Consider the following 19,099-nt stretch of genomic DNA (forward strand, 5'->3'; position numbering starts at 1 on the left):
AATTTGGTTTAAAGAACAAATGTAAGGATAACTTTTAGATGAAGTTATGATGGGGTTTTTTAATAAAAAAAGCAATCTGTAAAAAAATACTTTTACAGATTGCTTGGGTATGCTGTACTTTTAATCTTGTTTTATTTGCAAAAAGTCGCTTTGTTTTTTATAGCGCTCTGACTGCCTAATTCGACTGCTTTAGAGAAATCTTTGCAGGAATTTTTTTGGTCTCCCAATTTATTATAAGCCAAACCTCTTAAATTATAAGCGATATAATCTTTTGGATTTAAACCCAGAGAAGAGGTACAATCGTCAACAGTTTCTTTAAAATTCAGTAATTTGTAGTTTACATTGGCACGTCCGGTAAAAGCATCGGCATTCATGTCGTCTAATTGGATTGTTTTGCTAAAATCTGCAAGGGCGCCTTTCAGGTCATTGAGTTTGAACTTTGCTACACCACGATTTTGATACGCCTCTACAAATTTAGAATTCATGCTAATGGCTTTTGTATAATCTGCAATGGCACCTTTTGTATTTCCAGCTTCGGCTTTTTTTATGGCTTTGTCAAAATAACCGGTTGCAGATTGTGCCCATGAAGAGCAGGTAATCATAATAAATAATAAAATAAATAAATTTTTCATAAGCTAATTTGGGATTAGAATAGTAGGTTGATTAATCTGAAACGAATTTAGTAAAGTTTTGTTTTGCAAGAGAACTTTTTCCTGAAATAATAAGACATAATTTTGCAAAAAAAACATTTCTTTCCCATAGCCAGGCTATGTGCATTTTAAATAAGTGAAACGCCTTTTTTAAAGCTCCAAAAGCTATGTTTCTATGTGTTAGAATTAATTACCCCCAAGGAGTTAGAATTCTTATAGTTTAGTATGCCAAAAAAAAAAAACCATTCCGCAAAACGGAATGGTTCTAAAAATTAATTTTAAAAAAGGTTAATAAATTATTTTTTTAGTTTTACTAGTACTGCTTTTCAGGAGTACTTTGACTACGAGAACCTGATTTCCAGATCTTAAGTTATCGATAACCAGACTAGGATTTTCGACTGAATCTTTCTTGTAGATTAAGGTACCTGATACATCATAAATAAATACTTTATCGATATTCTGATTAAAAGTATTGATATCAATTACTTTATTTAAAACAGATACTACAACCGGATTTTCTGCCGATGCTGAATCTGTTGTACTAGTTGATTGAATTTGATTAGGCGATGCTCCTGCAATAGTAGTCTTACCTGATGATGGATTGATCACTATGGATATTGGATATGATTTATCGCAAGTCGAATTGAAAATTGTTAATGTCCCTGTATAGGTTCCAGCCGGAGCATTTGCAGATATAGAAATTGAATTTAATATACCACCAAACGAAGAAAATGAATAAGGAGTAAGATTCTGGTTCGCTAATAAGGGAGAATCCCATTCCGTATAATAGTAGGTAGGGTTACCCGTAGCGCCATTGTATATTAAGGTTGCATTTTGTGAGACTGGGCTTGTAGTAATGGGATTGAGTGTTCCTGTTGTCGAAATGGTCGGTCCCTGATTTACTTCTAAAGTAAAAATAGAACCAGAACTTACTGCTCCACTCGCATTTTTTACCGTTAAGGTTCCGGTGTAAGTTCCCGGGGCAGTTGATGAAGGAACTGTAATCGTAATAGGGCTAAGTGGTAATGCTGCATTATTGACTGTGAATATACCATTTGGTGGTGACTGACTCCATGCAATACTATAAGTGGTTGGATTTCCGGTAGTCCCCGAATAACCGAGTAATACTTGTGGATTTGTATTACTACCGCTATAGACACAAACGTCAAGCGCAGATGTTCCTAAATCTATAGTAGGTACAGGATTGCTAATTACTATAGATATTGGGAAAGATTCCTGGCAAGTTAAATTGGAGATAAAAAATGTCCCTGTATACGTTCCTGGCGGAACATTTGCAGATATTGTTATGGTATTTAGCGCGCCACCGGATGCAGAAAAGGGGAATAAAGTGACTCCCTGATCTCCTAAGAAAGTATTATCATCCCAATCAATACCATATTTATTAGGACTACCTAAAGTAGAAGAGTACTGTAATGTTGCGGTTTGCGGGCTGCTGCTTGTAGTAATAGTGTCAATTGTCCCTGTTGATATTATGTAAGCACTTTGAAATACTTTTACCGTAAAAATAGAATTTGTGCTTACATCGCCATTTGCATTTTTTACAGTTAAATTTCCTGTATAGATTCCCGCAGGTACTGCAATTGAGATTGGCGATGATGGAAATGCGGCATCAGTAACAGCTACAAAATTATTTGCTGGAGATGAATTCCATACAATACTATAAGTGGTAGGGTTTCCTGTTGTTGCGTTATAATATAATGTTGTAGTATTTCCAGGACATGTATCTACAGTTGTAGGTTCTAGTTCTATAGTTGGAGCGGGATCATTAATCACTATAGAGACAGGTACAGATCCAGTACAGGTACTTGTATTTAGAAACATTGTACCATAGTAAGTTCCTGGCGGAACATTTGCAGAGATTGCAATTGTATTTATGATATCACCAATAGGTTCAAAAGTCCATGCAGTATTAGGCTGGTCTTGCAACAAAGCAGTATTTGCCGCTGCATCCCAATCGATATTGTAGGTTTCAGGAAGTGCACCAGTAACCTGAGAGTATTCTAATGTTGCAATTTGAGCACTGCTACTTGTTGTAAGCGGACTAATTACTGCGGGACCATTAATATATAATCCGGGTGTATTTGCTACAGTAACTGTAAAATCATAATCAGAACTTACAGTGCCACCTGAATTTTTTACAGTCAATGTACCTGTATAAGTACCTGTAAAAGTATCTGAGGGTACCGCAATTGTAATTGGGCTACTTGGCAATGATGCATCTGTAACATCTACAAAATTATTTGTTGGAGAAGTAACCCAAGCAATGCTATAGGTGGTTGGGTTTCCTGTTGTTGCACTATAACTTAATGTTGTTTGTTCTGGTGTAACATTATTGAAGATACAAACATTTTCTGTTGCTGCTGCCAGCGCTATAGTTGGTGCGGAATCGACAATCAGTATAGAAATTGGGTACGATCTTTCACAATTTTGATTGGAGATAAAAAATGTCCCTGTATAAGTTCCTGCCGGAACATTTGCAGATATTGTAATAGAATGTAATGCACCACCAGAAGCAGAAAATGAATCTAAAGTGATTGGTTGGTCTGCAAGGAAAGTATTATCAGCCCAATCAATACTATATCTGTCAGGATTACCGGTAGTAGCTGAATATACTAATGTTGCATTTTGGGAGGTGTTACTTGTAAGAATTGGATTAATGGTTCCTGCTGAGTTAATTGTAGGGCTCTCTTTTATATTGATAATAAGAGGTGCTCCTAAACTTACACAGCCAGCGGCATTTTTTACAGTTATTGTACCAGTATAAGTACCCACTGCCAAACCAGCAGGAACTTCAAAATAAAAGTTATTTCCAGACAATGCATCATCAGTTATTGCTACTAAATTATTAACGGGAGATGGATTCCAAACAATGCTGTATGTCGTAGGAGAGCCCGTAAGCCCTTCAAAAACACCTGTTATAGGGGTTCCGGATGAGTTATCCTGAAAACAAATATCAATTGAATTTTCGGTCAGTGTGATAGTGGGTACTGGATTTACCGTTACCGTTGTTGTTCCGGAATTTGCAGTCCCGCATATAGCAGTAATAACTGCTCTAAACTGTGTTGTTGCTGTCAAGGGTACTGATGTATACGTATTGGCAGTTGTTGGGTTCGATACATCTGTCCAGGTAGAGAAAGGACTTACTGCAAATTGCCATTTAACAACGGTTCCCACATTACCGGATAAGGTTAATGCCCCACTTGTGTTTCCTGCACAAATAGAAGTTCCGCCACTTACTGTTCCGCCCACGGTTGCAGGTGCAATAGTTATCGTAGCAGTATTATTGGTGGTAATGTTAGAAGAACAAGTCTCTGAAGTAAGTTTAGTAATTGTTATGATACTAGATCCTGCTGTAGACAACCCGGTTGCTGTAAAAGTTCCTGTACCTGCTGTAGTCACTACTACATTTGCAGTTAATGCAGTAGCATTCGGGCTGCTTCTATTATAAGTAACCACATAATTACCAACAGGCAATGCCCCGGCACCAGATGTTAAAGTTACGGTAGAAGTTGTTCCGGAAGTAGAACAAACATTTGTAGCTGTTGTGCTGGTAATACTATAAGTTGGACATGTATAAGAAATAATTACCTGTCCGGCTGCACCGGCACCTCCGGCATACGGAGCTCCTAATGCTGAATTTATAGCGCCACTACCTGCACCACCGGGGGTAGAACCTGCATTCCCGGGTGCATTGCTTAAAATTAAACCGGAAACAGCGGCACCACCAACACCACCATTATTAGCTCCTGCACCACCTGGGCCAGAAGATAATAACAGCCCCAAAAGGTTCCAGGAATTACCGTTACCACCGTTTCCGCCGGCAAGCTTGGTAGTACCTGCAGAAGCTGCAGTTGTACCACCGGCTCCTCCCACAGGTGTACCTCCGGCATTATTGGCTGCTCCTCCGGAACCTCCGGCTGCTAAGATAGACGATTCGAAACCAGTAATGGTAGAGTTGCCCCCTGCAGTACCAGTTCCGGTGGTACCAGCGGTTTGACTTGCAACCACTACATTTAAAGTTGTTCCGGAAGTTACAGAAACGGGACCGCTTGCATAAGCACCTCCACCGCCTCCGGCAGCACCCCTGCCTAACAACAATGGGGCACCACTGGCTCCGCCGCCGCCCCATGCCTGAACACTAATAGAGGTTACTCCTGAAGGGACAGCAAATGTCCCGCTGGAGCCGAATGTTTTGGTCGTCTGCGACCAGGAATACGTAATCATAAAAACGAGTAACAAACATAATTTTAGTCTCATAATAATAAGTATTAATAATGAAAAAATCAGTGAAGTCGTTAATGTAATCTTAGGAGGAGAGAGTAAAAGAATTGTTTATTATTTTAGGAATAATATTCTTTTTATAAAGGCGTAATATATTGTGGTAGAGTGTTTTATATTACAACAAGTGTGAAATTAACAAATAAAATCTGAAAATAATTATATTTTTCTGTAATTAAAGATGTATTTAAACAGATAAAAAATGATTATTTATATTTATTTAACATCTTGTATATCAATATGTTGTAAATATGTAGTTTATCGGAGAATGACTTGTTTATATAGTTTTATTCCTGCAAAAAAAAGGATTCGAATTTAGCCTCCAGATATAGCCAATCTGGAAATTTCCGGACGATAAACCTATGTTACTGTTGTTATCAGCGAAAGATGAAAACAGGAGGTTATTGATATAGGATAAGCCCAGAGACCAATTCTCTTTATTATAGCCTACCGCTATTCTTGGAAAAAAGGTAGGATAAATTTCGATTTTTCGTTTTCCGAATTGATTTATTTTTTCGCTGCCAAAGTTTACTCCCGTAGTTGCAGATCCGCTTGTAAACCATCTTTTGTTAATTGCCCAGGTATATGCATAACCTCCGCTTACTCCAAACTGAAAATTGCGCAATGAATTTTTAGATTTGTGTACAAAAGAACTGTCAGAACCTATTTTTGTAAAATATACACCTCCGCCAAGCAAAAAACTTCCGGCTGATTTTAATTGTATTTCGTTTTGATTAAAAGCAGCTTTATAAGAGAATTTTTTGTTGTTAAAAACATATTGTCCAAAGGCACCATATTGCTGAATATTTAAATCAGGATATACTTGAATGTTTTTATCTGATTCATCTGAAGTATAAAATCCGTGATAATTTTGAACAAAGAGATCCAGTATAAATTTTCTTCCGTAATTATGAATTTGAAAATCTAATGCCTTGGTTCTTCCTTTTTCCTTGTTTTTCATGAAGCTTAAACCATATCCATAACTCAAATTGATTATAGTGTTGTTCATAGAAACACCAAAACCTAAACTCATAGGGGTGTTGGGCATAAATTTTTTAATTTCTCCATCTACTTCTTTCTCCATCTACTTCTTTCTCCATCGAAATAAATTTCATCGATAAGTAACTTCTAAGGGAGAGTTTATGATCAAAAGGTTTAATATAGGTCGTATCAATCTGCGCGAAGCAAAAATAAGGAAGTACAAAAACGAATAAAAGAGAAAAGTATAATTTCATTAGGGTCTCAAACGAAAAATAACCATTATTAGTATGCCGGAAAAACGGATTAAAAAATAAACAATTTCTTAATTTAGTTTTTATTCTAATTTCTTTTGCACACTATTTTTTTATGTAAATTTGATTGCTATCTGCTTGTATAACAAGATTGTAATCGAGTAATATTTGAAAAAAGTAATGTCTTGCTTCGCAGAAAAACGTTTTAATTAGTAACCTCAAAAATAATTAAAAGGGATGAAAAAATATTTTGCTATAGCTTTTGGAGCACTTTATATGCTGTTTTTTGCAATTCCGTTTCCTATACTTATCTATTACAGCGTTAATAGCGAATTTGATGTCACTACACTAAAAGATAGTAATCCCTGGCTGGCTTTAAGCATACTGGCTGTGTCGGTAATTCTCTGGCTTCTTGTTTTAACAGGATATTTTCGCAAATGGATTCTTCAGATTTATATTTCAAAAAGAAATATAGAACAACTAAAATCAAAAGGAATAGCGAGAGAAGCAAAAATTTTAAACGCCGTAAAAACGTCTAAACCTGATGCTAAATACAATACGTACGAACTGGAGTTGTCGTTTAAAAATCTGGCCGATACAGAAATCACCAATAAAACAACTATAACAGATGCCAAACCCCATCAACGTAGATTTGAAACCGGGAAAAAATTAAGTCTAATACTCGACAGAGACGCAAAAAAAGTTCCGCTCTTTATTATAGCCACTACAGAAGCAGGTATAAATATACTAAAAGTGGCAGGTATAGTAGCAGGATGGCTGCTATTGGTAATAACGGTAATGGGGTATTATATTTATTCGTATAAAACCGAAAGTTACGGAATGGGTTGGCGTTTTATAAGTTTTGGCCATCCACTAATTGTATGCCCATTGGTGCTTTTGTTTTTTAGATATCTCTTGAGGTTTATTTACAGTAAACTTACAGGCTTAAATGAAGATTCGTCATTGATTAAGTTTAAAGGAGTAAAAACCCGGGCGAAGTTGCTTAAAGCAAGTCAGACCGGAACTTATATTAATGAGCAGCCTATGATTCGTTTTGAACTCGAATATACAGACAACAAACACCATGTTTATAGAAATAGTTTAAAGAAAGTTATTGGACTTCTTGAACTTGATATTACGAAACAGGAGCAAATAGAAATTTTTTACTTGCCAGAAAATCCAAATCAAATTGCTTTTGCCAGCGATCTAAAAAATATAGAATAACAATGAGAAAATTAATTCTAATGCTAATTTGTTGTCCGTTTTTTTTAAGCTGCGATCAAATAACAAAAAGTATCGACGACACCTTTAAAACAAAAGATACGGTAGTGACTAAAGAACCGGAAAAAAATAGTCCTGAAACAACTGTAAATAAACAAATTGATGTTCAGGAAATTATAAAAACGGCTCTTGAAACACATTCTGTATCCCATATACAAACACATACTGAAGGGGATAGTGTAGATTTTTTGGCAGATACAAATGGATTAGAAAAAGCTGAAGCAGCATTACGAAAATTGCCGCAATATGCAGGAAAAGAGATTTTTGTTTATGCAACGCTTTACTTTTATAATGACGGACTCATCAATGTTATGCTTCGACATCCTGAAAACCCTAAATACGTCGATATATACGAATATAAAGGCAATAAATGGTCAGAGCCCAGACCGCTTCAATTATCGGTTCGAGATGACGTTCAAAAGCGTTTAATTTCGCTTGACAAAATAAAATTTTCGAATGTTGCTAAATTAACAGCTGTTTATAATAAAAAAGCAGCGGGGGTCGAAGGGGCAAAACCTCTTACGAGTGCCTATGTTTCTATTTGGGATAATGAGATGCATTGGTATCCAACAAACATTAATGGAAGCAGAGAAAGGTATTCGATACAATTTAATGAGGACGGAACATTGAAATCCTATAAACAGGATTAGGGATTAGAATGTGTTGAGGTTTATTATTCTTTAAACTATTATATCAGGTTTAATTTTAATCTAACGCCTTTAGATCAATTTTTTTTGGCAGTTTAGGGAACTCAACAGGGCTATGAATAAAAAAAGGTAAAATACATTTTGAGTATTTTACCTTTTTGTGACCCGACTGGGGCTCGAACCCAGGACCCCATCATTAAAAGTGATGTGCTCTACCAACTGAGCTATCGAGTCATTGCTATCAAGGAAAGTATTTTGTAAATCACAAATTTTGTGACCCGACTGGGGCTCGAACCCAGGACCCCATCATTAAAAGTGATGTGCTCTACCAACTGAGCTATCGAGTCATATTCTTTCCTTGAACGCGGGTGCAAATATAGTAAGTTATTTTTAATATAACAACACCTTATTTTAAGATAAATTTAATGTAGAAATAAGGAGTCAAAATAGGTTTAAAAACAAAAAAGGTAAAATACGTTTTATGTATTTTACCTTTTTAGTGACCACGGTGGGATTTGAACCCACACGCCCTTACGAGCACCACCCCCTCAAGATGGCAAGTCTACCGTTTCTCCACGTGGCCTAAAATAAAAAAGGTCATTCGCCATGGCGAACAACCTTTAGTGACCCGACTGGGGCTCGAACCCAGGACCCCATCATTAAAAGTGATGTGCTCTACCAACTGAGCTATCGAGTCATTGCTATCAAGGAAAGTATTTTGTAAATCACAAATTTTGTGACCCGACTGGGGCTCGAACCCAGGACCCCATCATTAAAAGTGATGTGCTCTACCAACTGAGCTATCGAGTCATATTCTTTCCTTGAATGCGGGTGCAAATATAAGGAGTTATTTTTGATATTTGCAAGCAATTTTATTATAAATTTGTCTTTTTTTAATCAAAATTTACAACGCCTTAATTTATAGGTTCTTATTAAAATGAAAAAGATTATATTATTAGGATATATGGGCTGCGGAAAGTCAACAATTGCCCAAAACTTATCGAAAATTACAAATATTCCGTTTCTGGATTTAGATAAATGCATCGAAAAAAAAGCCAATTTATCAATAAATGAGATTTTCGAGCAACACGGAGAGATTCATTTTAGAAAATTAGAACACGAAATGTTCCTGGAATTACTTCAATCTTCAGAAAATAGCATAATAGGTTTAGGCGGAGGAACGCCTTGTTATGCCAATAATCATGAATTATTAAAAAGAGAGGATGTTACTTCGATATATTTAAAAGCTTCGATAGAAACTTTGTATGACAGATTAATTCATAACAAAAGCAAACGCCCGTTGATCGCTAATATGAACGAGGAGGAAATGAAAGAGTTTATCGCAAAACATCTCTTCGACAGAAGCTACTATTACAATCATGCACAACATAAAGTTAGTGTAGATGCAAAAACGATCGAAGAAACAGTTCAGGATATTCTGGAAATCTTAGCTTAAAAAAGCATAATCGTTGCCATTGTCATCAAAAACAACCTGAACATGCTCTAACAAAGATGTAGATAAGGAAATCCCTTTAAAATCTGCCTTTACAGGATATTTTTTGTGATTTCTGTCAACAAGTACTGCTGTTTTGAATTTCTTTAACGGAACGTCTAAGAAATGACGAACAGCATATATTAAAGTAGTGCCTGAATTTAAGACATCATCTACCAATACTAATCCTTTGTTTTCATAGTCTTCTTTGTGTAGAGAAGTATGTATAGGCAATTGCGGATTTTGTTTGTCGACTTTTACTTCGCAAATCGAAACTTTGAGTGTCGAGATGGTACGGAGTGCCAAAGCAATCTTTTGAGCAAAAATAGATCCGTTTGAAGCGATTCCGGCAATTACAATTTCTTCCTCATCAACAAAAGTTTCGTATATCTGGTATGCGATACGTTTTATTTTATGTTCGATTTCCTGATTCGTTAAGATGATGTTTTTGCTCATAATTTATTTTTTTGCTAAAGTACAAATTGAATTTTAGATTGTAGATTTTGGATTTCAGATTTTTTCAATTGAAATTTATTCCGTCTCTTCCTCATCAATAATGTCATCACCATATTCGTCAATATCTCTTCTGTCTTTTTTTGTAGGTCTTCCTGTACCGCTTTTACGATAGTGCTCTTTGGATAGTTTTAGCAATTCTAAATGCGCATACGTTTCAGGAGGAGTTTCATTCTTTCTGTATATATCAACAAGTTTTGCGCCCACACGACTCTCCGGGATGTCTAGTACAGTGATAATTTGTGTTATTTGATCTTTTCTAAAGGTGATTTTATCAGTAGCAAAAACTTCTTTTGAGGGTTTTGCAACTTGCCCATTTACAGTAATATGGTTTTTTTTGCACGCTTCGGTCACCATGTTTCTGGTTTTGTAATAACGCACGCACCACAGGTATTTATCTATTCTCATAATTTTTCTAAAATCAAAGTTAAAATCTTTACAAAAATAAATCAATATTGTATCTTGCGCACCTAAAAAATTAACAATAATGAATAAATTTAAATATTATTTTATTTTATTGCTTGCCGGCATTTCTCTGGTTTCTTGTAATAAAAGTGGCGATGATGATGTCGTAACCGTTCCTTTAAGAGATTATGCGGTGCAATACAAAGCAGATAATGACTCTATTGTCAAATATTTAAAGACTAATTATATTGAAGTTACGGCAGATTTTGATGCTAAAATAACTAAAATTCCTGTCGGAGGTACCCAAACTTCTATTTGGGATCAGACAACCTATACTCTAAAAACAAGACCTGTGTATAGTAATGATATTACCTATAATGTATATTATTTGATTTTAAGACAAGGTACAGGTAGTAATCCTACCAATACAGATAAGATCGTGGCCTCTTATTCCGGTAATTTATTAAACGGAACTGTTTTTGATTCTTCTTACGGATATCCGGGGACGTATAATTTATTTCCTTACGCAAATGAAAAGACGGTAATCGAAGGATGGTCAGAAATTTTTCCTCAATTTAAAGCAGGTACTTCTACTACAGATCCTACTAGTGGTGTAGTGAGTTATAGTGATTATGGTGCAGGAGTTATGTTCTTGCCATCAGGTTTAGCTTATTATGGCGATGGTAGTACAAGTGGTACTATCCCTGCTTATTCTCCTATAGTCTTTAGTTTTAAATTGTTTGATCTTCAGCGAATGGACAATGAATATAGCATTTCTTCGACTACCGGAGGACGAATTTTTCAGGGCGATGGTGTTCCTGATTATCGTGAAGATATAAATGGAGATGGTTATCTTTATGATTTTAGAGATAAAACAAAATATCCAAATCCGCCCGCTAGTTTAATCGATGATACAGATGGGGACGGTATTGCTGACTTCGTAGATTTTGATGATGATGGAGACGGTTTTACAACAAGATTTGAAATTAGTAAGCCTGCCGGACAAATTGGTATGGGGACATTAAATGGACAAAGTTATTATTTTGGAGTAAGATTGTATTATCCTTGGGAACCATTGGTAGATGATCCGTCTACACCAAATACAGATGAAACAGAGCCAAGAGGAATTCCTAGAAGACCAACCGGAGCTCTTGCAGATCCTACTAAAGCAGAATCTTCGACTAATTCAAAAGCTTATTTGCCAGAAGACTATACTGATCCTTTAAGATTAAGAATTCATTTGGATAAAACATATCCTATAAAACAAAATTAAGTTTTAAGGCAATCATAAAAGACCTCGAAAGCAATTTCGAGGTTTTTTTATGGTTCTTTTTTGGTATTAAAAAATCTCTGAACATTAAAAATGGACGGTTGTAAAATGATTTTTTTTAAAATTAAAGACATTATTTTTATATAAAAGAAAACCCCGAAAATCACTTTTCGGGGTTTTTTATGAAGTAAGAAAATCTAAAAATTATTTTCTTTTAATAACTCTTTCTACAGCTTCAACAATCGCCTGATTGTTTAATTTGTATTTATCCATTAGTTGCTCTGGAGTTCCGGATTCACCAAAACTATCGTTTACAGCAACAAATTCTTGTGGAGCAGGAGTGTTTAATGCCAATACTCTTGAAATGCTTTCTCCAAGACCTCCAAGGATATTGTGCTCTTCTGCAGTTACTACACATTTTGTTTTAGCCAATGATTTTAGAATCGCTTCTTCGTCAAGAGGTTTAATAGTATGAATGTTGATTACTTCGGCAGAGATTCCTTTTGCTTCAAGAGCTTCGGCAGCAATAAGAGCTTCCCAAACCAAGTGTCCTGTTGCTACAATCGTAACATCGGTACCTTCGCTTAATAAAATAGCTTTTCCAATTACGAAAGGCTCATCAGCAGGAGTAAAGTTAGGTACAACCGGACGTCCAAAACGTAAATAAGCAGGACCATGATGATCTGCTAATGCCAATGTAGCTGCTTTGGTTTGGTTGTAATCGCAAGTATTGATTACAGTCATTCCCGGCAACATTTTCATTAAACCAATATCTTCAAGGATTTGGTGTGTTGCACCATCTTCACCAAGTGTTAAACCAGCGTGAGAAGCACAAATTTTTACATTTTTATCAGAGTAAGCAACAGACTGACGAATTTGATCGTAAACTCTTCCTGTAGAGAAGTTAGCGAAAGTTCCTGTAAAAGGAATTTTTCCTCCAATAGTTAGACCTGCAGCAATACCAATCATATTAGCTTCTGCAATACCAATTTGGAAAAAACGCTCCGGATGATTTTTCTTGAAGTCATCAAATTTTAATGAACCAATTAAATCAGCACAAAGGGCTACAACATTTTCGTTTTTTTGACCTAGTTCAGTCATTCCTGCTCCAAAACCGGAACGGGTATCTTTACTTCCTGTATTTTCGTATTTTTTCATTGTTTAATTTTTGAGATGCTGAGTTTCTAAGTGATTAAGTTTCTAAGTTAAAAACGGACACTAAGACTGAACACTTTTTTAATAGTCTGCTAAAGTTGAAGTATTTTGAGCAAGAGCGTTTGCTAACTGATCGTTGTTAGGCGCTTTACCATGCCACGCATGTGTATGCATCATAAAATCGACACCGTTACCCATTTCAGTATGTAATAAAATACAAACTGGTTTTCCTTTTCCGGTTCTTGATTTAGCATCATTTAGACCTGCTAATATAGCATCGATATTGTTTCCTTCTTTTATTTCAAGAACATCCCAGTCAAAAGCTTCAAATTTAGCACGAATACTTCCCATTGGTAAAACTTCGTCAGTTGTTCCGTCGATTTGTTTTCCGTTAAGGTCAATAGTCGAAATAATATTGTCTACTTTTTTTGCAGAAGCATACATGATCGCTTCCCAGTTTTGACCCTCTTGTAGTTCACCGTCTCCGTGTAAAGTATAAATGATGTGATTGTCACCATTTAGTTTTTTTGCCTGAGCAGCACCAAGAGCTACAGATAAACCTTGTCCTAATGAACCAGAAGCAATACGAACTCCAGGCAATCCTTCATGAGTTGTTGGGTGCCCTTGTAAACGTGAGTTTAATAATCTAAAAGTTGCAAGTTCTGAAACAGGGAAATAACCACTACGTGCTAATACGCTATAAAAAACAGGTGAAATGTGACCGTTTGAAAGGAAAAAAAGATCTTCTCCAATTCCGTCCATATCAAAACCTTCTTTACGCTCCATAATATTTTGGTACAGAGTAACCAAAAATTCAGTGCAACCTAGTGAACCACCTGGGTGACCTGAGTTGACAGCATGTACCATTCGAAGAATATCTCTTCTTACTTGGATAGTTAAATCGCTTAATTGTTGTGTGTTAGGCTTCATTTTATATGTAAAAGTTAAACTAATGCAAAAGTAACCGTTATTTTGCGGGGAGACAAATGATTTTTTGCTTTAGTTTGATGTAATTGTTAAATTGCTTTGTTTTTTTTTCTGATATCAAATAAAAACTCGTATTCGTTTAGATTATTTGAATGAGTACTCTTTATCGGACTTAATTTTTGATGAATGTTTAAAATATAAAAGCCCCAATTGGGACTTTTATATCTAAGAGTTTTTGAAAAGTTTATTCTGTGTCACCTTCGCTATAGAAGTTGTTTTCTTCGTCTTCAGATCCAATTTCTTCCTGTTCATCATCAAGTTCAGAGCCGGGAACGTCTAAGTCTTCACCTAATTGATTTTGTTTATCAATGTTGAAAGTATTCTCGTTCCATTCGCCTTCTTTCTGGTCAACCGTTTTTCCGTTGGTAATATGATCCGGATCCAGGTCTTTTTGTTTTTCTTCGTGGTTATAGATATCTTCGGAAGCAGGATAATCCAGTTCCTCCAGATTTTTTTCAATTTCGTTTTCGTTTGCTTTATTTTTATCTTCTGAATTTATCATGATTTCTAATTTTTTAAGTATCCTATAAAGTTACGAAATCATTGGTTGGATATTATTATATTTTTGGAACAAGGTTCTCGTATTATTTACATTTTAAAAAATTAGTTCTTTTTAAAGTTTCAGGTTTTCTAAATCATTATCTTATTTTCTAATTGACAAATTTTCTAATTGATAAAACCTCTCTCCAGGTAATTAATTGAATGTTATTTTCTTTTAGTTTTGATTTGCATTCTTGACTCGTAAAAAAATCAAAGTCAATTTGTCGCCATTCAGAGCCAAAATTAGGATGATTGATTGTGATGCCTTGCATTTCAGATTCATCAAAAGCAGGATGTATTAACAAGACATTAAAACCCGGGGGAATATTATCTAAGGCTTTTGCGTAATAATTTTTTAGTGCACCTGTTTCGAAATCTGCAAAATTTCCAATAATAAGATTATCCGCTAAAATAGTGTTTTCATAATTGTATTTTTCGTCAGATAAACGTATTGATTCTACAAAATCTTTATTAATAAAAACCGGTAAATTATAGGTTCTTCCGAGTTCTTTATAGATTTCTAAAATTTCCGGCGTAACGCCAACACTGCACATGTGTGAGTCCAGATGGGTAGGTTTGATTCCAAATTGCAATGCTCTTTCGATTTGTGCCGTAAGTTCTTTTTTTATTTCAGCTGATTTTGCATTGTTTTTAAAATCTGCCCGACTTTTATAAAAATAGCCATTATGATCTGTTAAACTTGAGACTTGGGAGGCGGGAAGAACGGGGCCAAATTTATAATTCTCCCATTCGCAAGTCAGCGTTAGATGAATTCCGCAATCATAATTGGGATTTTTTTGTGCAAATAGTGCCATTTCAAAAAACCAGGGACAAGGTACCATAATACTATAGGAGTTTACGGATCCGTTTTGGAGCGCTTTTATGGTGGCTTGATTTTCGGAATGGGATAATCCGGCATCGTCGGCATGAATGATTAGTAGTTTGGTGTTTTCGGGATATCCAAGTTTTTGAGCTAAGTTCATTTTTTGTCTTTGTTGTGGTGAATAAATGGCACGCGGATTTTCGCGGATTTAAACGGATTTTTTATTGTTGTGGTTTTCTTTGCGGGGCTTCGACTTCGCTCAGCCTGATAATAACGTTTATTCAAATTTAGAAATTTCTCTTGAAACTGTCACCTCTTTTTTTGCGTTAGGGATAGAAGCGGATAGCCCACAGCCTGACGAAGGAAGTGCGAGGACTTGTAGCGGATAGCCCGTTCGCCGCGGCGAAAACGCCCAAATTATTAAATTTCAAATTCTAACCTTAGTTTTATGGCTGTAATAGTGCTTCATTATCTAATTATCTCATTGTCGAATTATCCCATTTTCTAATTGCCAAATTATCTAATTAATTTTCCCTGAAATTAGCTTATCTTTGCCGACTGAAAAAAGAAACAGATGAAGTTTGATTTATTACAAAAAGATCCGCAGTCTAAAGCCAGAGCGGGAAGTATTACTACAGATCACGGCGTAATCGAAACGCCTATTTTTATGCCTGTCGGGACAGTTGCGTCTGTAAAAGGAGTACACCAACGGGAGCTAAAAGAGGATATTAATCCGGATATTATTCTGGGAAATACCTATCATTTATACTTACGTCCGCAGACTGAAATTCTTGAAAAAGCCGGTGGATTGCATAAATTCATGAATTGGGATCGTAATATTTTGACTGATTCCGGAGGATATCAGGTATATTCTCTTTCGAATAATAGAAAAATTAAGGAAGAAGGAGTAAAGTTTAAATCGCATATTGATGGTTCTTACCACTTTTTTTCGCCAGAAAGCGTGATGGAAATTCAGCGTACTATTGGGGCTGATATTATTATGGCTTTTGATGAATGCACACCGTATCCTTGCGATTACAGATATGCACAACGCTCGATGCACATGACACACCGCTGGTTGGATCGTTGTATCAGTCATTTGGACAAAGTGCCTTTTAAATACGGATATGAGCAAACATTTTTTCCGATTGTTCAGGGAAGTACTTACAAAGATTTACGTCAGCAATCTGCCGAATATATTGCCAATTCAGGACAACAAGGTAACGCCATTGGAGGTTTGTCTGTAGGGGAACCTGCCGAAGAAATGTATGCCATGACCGAAGTAGTTTGCGAAATTTTACCCGAAGATAAACCACGTTATTTAATGGGTGTTGGAACTCCTATTAATATTCTGGAAAATATTGCGTTAGGTATAGATATGTTCGATTGTGTTATGCCAACTCGTAATGCGAGAAACGGTATGTTGTTTACGGCAAACGGAACGATCAATATCAAGAATAAAAAATGGGAAGCTGATTTTTCTCCTATTGATGAAATGGGACATACTTTTGTAGATACAGAATATACAAAAGCCTATTTGCGCCATTTATTTGCAGCCAACGAATATTTAGGAAAACAAATTGCAACGATTCATAATCTTGGTTTTTATATGTGGTTGGTTCGTGAAGCCAGAAAACATATCTTAGCAGGAGATTTTAGACCATGGAAAGAAATGATGGTCAAAAACATGGATCAAAGACTATAAAAAATGTTTAATTGTTTAATCGTTTATTCGGTTAAACGATTAAACAATAAACGATTAAACTTTACTATGCTAACAATAATAGATAAGTATATTTTAAAAAGATATTTAGCCACTTTTTCAGTGATGATCTTATTATTTATTCCAATTGGAATTGTAATTGACGTATCAGAGAAGGTGAATAAAATGTTAGAAAACAAGATTCCTTTTACTGCGATTGCGATCTATTATTATAATTTTACGGTTTATTTTGCGAACTCCCTGTTTCCGATATTTTTGTTTTTATCGGTAATTTGGTTTACTTCAAAACTCGCCAATAATACAGAGATTATTGCCATTTTAAGTTCAGGGATTTCCTTTTCACGTTTTTTACGACCTTATATTATTGGCGCTTCTATCGTTTCTGTTTTTGTGCTTTTAATGGGGTTTTTTATCGTCCCTGCTGCCAGCGAAGGATTCAATAACTTTAGGTACACTTATTTAAAGGGTAATGGAAAAGCCGAGATGCGGGGTAATAATACAAACGTATACAGGCAAATTAATGATAATGATTTTATTTTTGTTAATAGTTTTAATGAAGAGTCCAAAACGGCTTTTAATTTTACATTAGAGCATTTCGAAAAAGATCAGTTAACTTACAAAATTACGGCAAGCCGTATAAAATGGGATCCCAAAAAAAAGACTTACATCTTGTATGATTATACCAAAAGAATACTTGGAGAACTCAATGATAAAATAGAAAAAACTCCTGAAAAAAATGTGCCTTTTAAATTTGAATTGGCAGATTTAACCCCCGTAGTTTATATTGCAGAAACACTGCCGTTAGGGAAACTAATCGATTTTATTGACAAAGAACGTAAAAGAGGTTCTGGAAATATTAATACCTATTTGGTAGTACTTTATAAAAAATATAGTGTTCCGGTTTCTGCCTTTATTCTAACGATTATTGCGGTGGCAGTTTCATCTATGAAACGTCGTGGTGGTATGGGAACAAATCTTGCAATTGGAATCGCCATAGCCTTTTCGTTTGTGTTTTTTGATAAAATATTTGGTACTCTTGCCGAAAAATCTACTTTCTCACCTTTATTTGCTGTTTGGTTCCCGAATATTGTTTTCGGAATCCTGGCAGTTTACCTGTTACGAAATGCGAAACGATAATTTAAAAAGTTATTTAAACCTTCATCTAATTGTTTTTATTTGGGGTTTTACTGCTATTCTTGGTGCTTTGATAACCATTGATGCCGAAAATTTAGTATGGTTTAGAATGCTTCTTGCCGGAGTTTTTCTGGGCGCTTTTATTGTTTACAAAAAACAATCTTTTGTCATCTCGGCGACCTCATTTGCCAAATTAATTTTTGTTGGATTATTGATCGCCCTTCATTGGATTTTCTTTTTTAGGGCCATTCACGTTTCGAATGTTTCCATTACACTTTCGATATTTTCGTTAGGAGCATTTTTTGCTTCTTTGCTGGAACCACTTTTTTACGGTAGAAAAATATTATGGTACGAAGTTTTCTTCGGGTTAATTATAATTGCCGGTTTAGCATTGATAATGAAGGTCGAAGTAAAATACCTGCATGGAATGTATTATGCATTAGCATCGATCATTTTAGGCGTTTTATTTACGTTAATGAACGGAAAATTGATTGCAGACCATGAACCGTCCGTTATTACATTTTATGAGTTTGGAGCAGGGGTTTTCTTTATTTCTATTTATTTTTTAGTGCAGGGAAAATTCAATGCCAATTTCTTTTCGATGTCATTAAATAACTGGATTTTATTACTGGTGTTGGCATCCGTTTGTACGGCTTATGCTTTTACGGCATCAGTCAAAGTAATGCAAAAGTTAACGCCATATACCGTAATGTTAACCACTAATTTAGAGCCTGTTTACGGTATTATGCTGGCTTATTTTATCCTGGGAGGAAAAGAGAAAATGAGTACAGAATTTTATCTTGGAGCCTTGATAATTGTAATCACAGTTATCCTAAATGGCGTTTTTAAACATTATAAAAATAAGAAAGAAGTGTAATAATTTCCTTATTTTTAAATTACATTTTTACATTTTAAATACGATTTAATCACACCAATGATATAATATTT

At 35.4% G+C, this 19,099-nt stretch carries 16 protein-coding genes and 5 tRNA genes; 7 read left to right on the top strand and 14 right to left on the bottom strand.

The genetic code is table 11. From position 1 onward, the window contains the following. Positions 1–131 precede the first annotated feature (131 nt). The 3 genes from B0A64_RS15020 to B0A64_RS15030 all read right to left on the bottom strand — a co-directional run bounded on the left by B0A64_RS15020 (position 132) and on the right by B0A64_RS15030 (position 6,033). On the bottom strand, positions 132–632 hold the full coding sequence (locus tag B0A64_RS15020) for a tetratricopeptide repeat protein (protein WP_244285413.1): 501 nt from the start codon (positions 630–632) through the stop codon (positions 132–134). A gap of 306 nt (positions 633–938) precedes the next feature. Beyond that, complete coding sequence (locus tag B0A64_RS25725; protein WP_123875925.1) at positions 939–4,928, bottom strand: T9SS sorting signal type C domain-containing protein; 3,990 nt, start codon at positions 4,926–4,928, stop codon at positions 939–941. 298 nt (positions 4,929–5,226) lie between these two features. After that, positions 5,227–6,033 (bottom strand): DUF4421 family protein, encoded by an 807-nt coding sequence (locus B0A64_RS15030; protein WP_089480330.1) that lies wholly within the window; start codon positions 6,031–6,033, stop codon positions 5,227–5,229. A gap of 385 nt (positions 6,034–6,418) precedes the next feature. On the opposite strand from B0A64_RS15030, the gene B0A64_RS15035 reads away from it, so the two are divergent. Both B0A64_RS15035 and B0A64_RS15040 read left to right on the top strand, forming a co-directional pair. After that, entirely contained in the window at positions 6,419–7,405 is a 987-nt protein-coding gene (locus B0A64_RS15035) for a hypothetical protein (protein WP_089480331.1), read from the top strand. A 2-nt stretch (positions 7,406–7,407) separates the two neighbouring features. Beyond that, the gene (locus tag B0A64_RS15040) at positions 7,408–8,112 is read left to right on the top strand and encodes a hypothetical protein (protein ID WP_089480332.1); all 705 of its coding nucleotides are present in this window, start codon (positions 7,408–7,410) and stop codon (positions 8,110–8,112) included. A gap of 158 nt (positions 8,113–8,270) precedes the next feature. Here the strand turns inward: B0A64_RS15040 and B0A64_RS15045 are convergent. The 5 genes from B0A64_RS15045 to B0A64_RS15065 all read right to left on the bottom strand — a co-directional run bounded on the left by B0A64_RS15045 (position 8,271) and on the right by B0A64_RS15065 (position 8,919). Further along, positions 8,271–8,343, bottom strand: a tRNA-Lys gene (locus B0A64_RS15045). A gap of 40 nt (positions 8,344–8,383) precedes the next feature. Further along, positions 8,384–8,456, bottom strand: a tRNA-Lys gene (locus B0A64_RS15050). A 153-nt stretch (positions 8,457–8,609) separates the two neighbouring features. Beyond that, positions 8,610–8,692, bottom strand: a tRNA-Leu gene (locus B0A64_RS15055). Between the two features lie 41 nt (positions 8,693–8,733). Further along, positions 8,734–8,806, bottom strand: a tRNA-Lys gene (locus B0A64_RS15060). Positions 8,807–8,846: 40 nt separating this feature from the next. Further along, a tRNA-Lys gene (locus tag B0A64_RS15065) sits at positions 8,847–8,919 on the bottom strand. A 127-nt stretch (positions 8,920–9,046) separates the two neighbouring features. On the opposite strand from B0A64_RS15065, the gene B0A64_RS15070 reads away from it, so the two are divergent. Next, the gene (locus B0A64_RS15070) at positions 9,047–9,565 is read left to right on the top strand and encodes a shikimate kinase (protein ID WP_089480333.1); all 519 of its coding nucleotides are present in this window, start codon (positions 9,047–9,049) and stop codon (positions 9,563–9,565) included. On the opposite strand, the gene B0A64_RS15075 is transcribed toward B0A64_RS15070, so the two are convergent. Next, on the bottom strand, positions 9,557–10,057 hold the full coding sequence (locus tag B0A64_RS15075) for a phosphoribosyltransferase family protein (protein WP_089480334.1): 501 nt from the start codon (positions 10,055–10,057) through the stop codon (positions 9,557–9,559). The two genes, B0A64_RS15070 and B0A64_RS15075, sit on opposite strands and share 9 nt — an antisense overlap. A gap of 75 nt (positions 10,058–10,132) precedes the next feature. Beyond that, positions 10,133–10,522, bottom strand: a complete 390-nt coding sequence (locus B0A64_RS15080; RefSeq protein WP_089480335.1) for an RNA-binding S4 domain-containing protein — start codon at positions 10,520–10,522, stop codon at positions 10,133–10,135. A 79-nt stretch (positions 10,523–10,601) separates the two neighbouring features. On the opposite strand from B0A64_RS15080, the gene B0A64_RS15085 reads away from it, so the two are divergent. Further along, positions 10,602–11,792, top strand: a complete 1,191-nt coding sequence (locus B0A64_RS15085; protein ID WP_089480336.1) for an FKBP-type peptidyl-prolyl cis-trans isomerase — start codon at positions 10,602–10,604, stop codon at positions 11,790–11,792. A 201-nt stretch (positions 11,793–11,993) separates the two neighbouring features. On the opposite strand, the gene B0A64_RS15090 is transcribed toward B0A64_RS15085, so the two are convergent. The 4 genes from B0A64_RS15090 to B0A64_RS15105 form a co-directional block, all read right to left on the bottom strand. Next, positions 11,994–12,947 carry a transketolase family protein gene (locus tag B0A64_RS15090; RefSeq protein WP_089480337.1) on the bottom strand — a complete coding sequence of 318 codons (954 nt, stop codon included), beginning with the start codon at positions 12,945–12,947 and terminating at the stop codon, positions 11,994–11,996. 78 nt (positions 12,948–13,025) lie between these two features. Then, positions 13,026–13,874 carry a transketolase gene (locus tag B0A64_RS15095; protein WP_089480338.1) on the bottom strand — a complete coding sequence of 283 codons (849 nt, stop codon included), beginning with the start codon at positions 13,872–13,874 and terminating at the stop codon, positions 13,026–13,028. Between the two features lie 241 nt (positions 13,875–14,115). Continuing rightward, the gene (locus B0A64_RS15100) at positions 14,116–14,433 is read right to left on the bottom strand and encodes a hypothetical protein (protein WP_089480339.1); all 318 of its coding nucleotides are present in this window, start codon (positions 14,431–14,433) and stop codon (positions 14,116–14,118) included. A 148-nt stretch (positions 14,434–14,581) separates the two neighbouring features. Further along, positions 14,582–15,454 carry a polysaccharide deacetylase family protein gene (locus B0A64_RS15105; RefSeq protein ID WP_089480340.1) on the bottom strand — a complete coding sequence of 291 codons (873 nt, stop codon included), beginning with the start codon at positions 15,452–15,454 and terminating at the stop codon, positions 14,582–14,584. 414 nt (positions 15,455–15,868) lie between these two features. On the opposite strand from B0A64_RS15105, the gene tgt reads away from it, so the two are divergent. From tgt to B0A64_RS15120, 3 genes are all read left to right on the top strand, one after another. Beyond that, positions 15,869–16,999: a tRNA guanosine(34) transglycosylase Tgt gene (gene tgt / locus B0A64_RS15110; protein WP_089480341.1), complete on the top strand. Its 1,131-nt coding sequence runs from the start codon at positions 15,869–15,871 to the stop codon at positions 16,997–16,999. Between the two features lie 66 nt (positions 17,000–17,065). Then, the gene (locus B0A64_RS15115; protein WP_089480342.1) at positions 17,066–18,154 is read left to right on the top strand and encodes an LptF/LptG family permease; all 1,089 of its coding nucleotides are present in this window, start codon (positions 17,066–17,068) and stop codon (positions 18,152–18,154) included. Further along, entirely contained in the window at positions 18,141–19,028 is an 888-nt protein-coding gene (locus tag B0A64_RS15120) for a DMT family transporter (RefSeq protein WP_089480343.1), read from the top strand. The genes B0A64_RS15115 and B0A64_RS15120 overlap by 14 nt, the downstream gene beginning before the upstream one ends. The last annotated feature ends 71 nt before the right edge of the window (positions 19,029–19,099 follow it).

The organism is Flavobacterium araucananum (genome assembly GCF_002222055.1).
Taxonomy (GTDB): domain Bacteria; phylum Bacteroidota; class Bacteroidia; order Flavobacteriales; family Flavobacteriaceae; genus Flavobacterium; species Flavobacterium araucananum.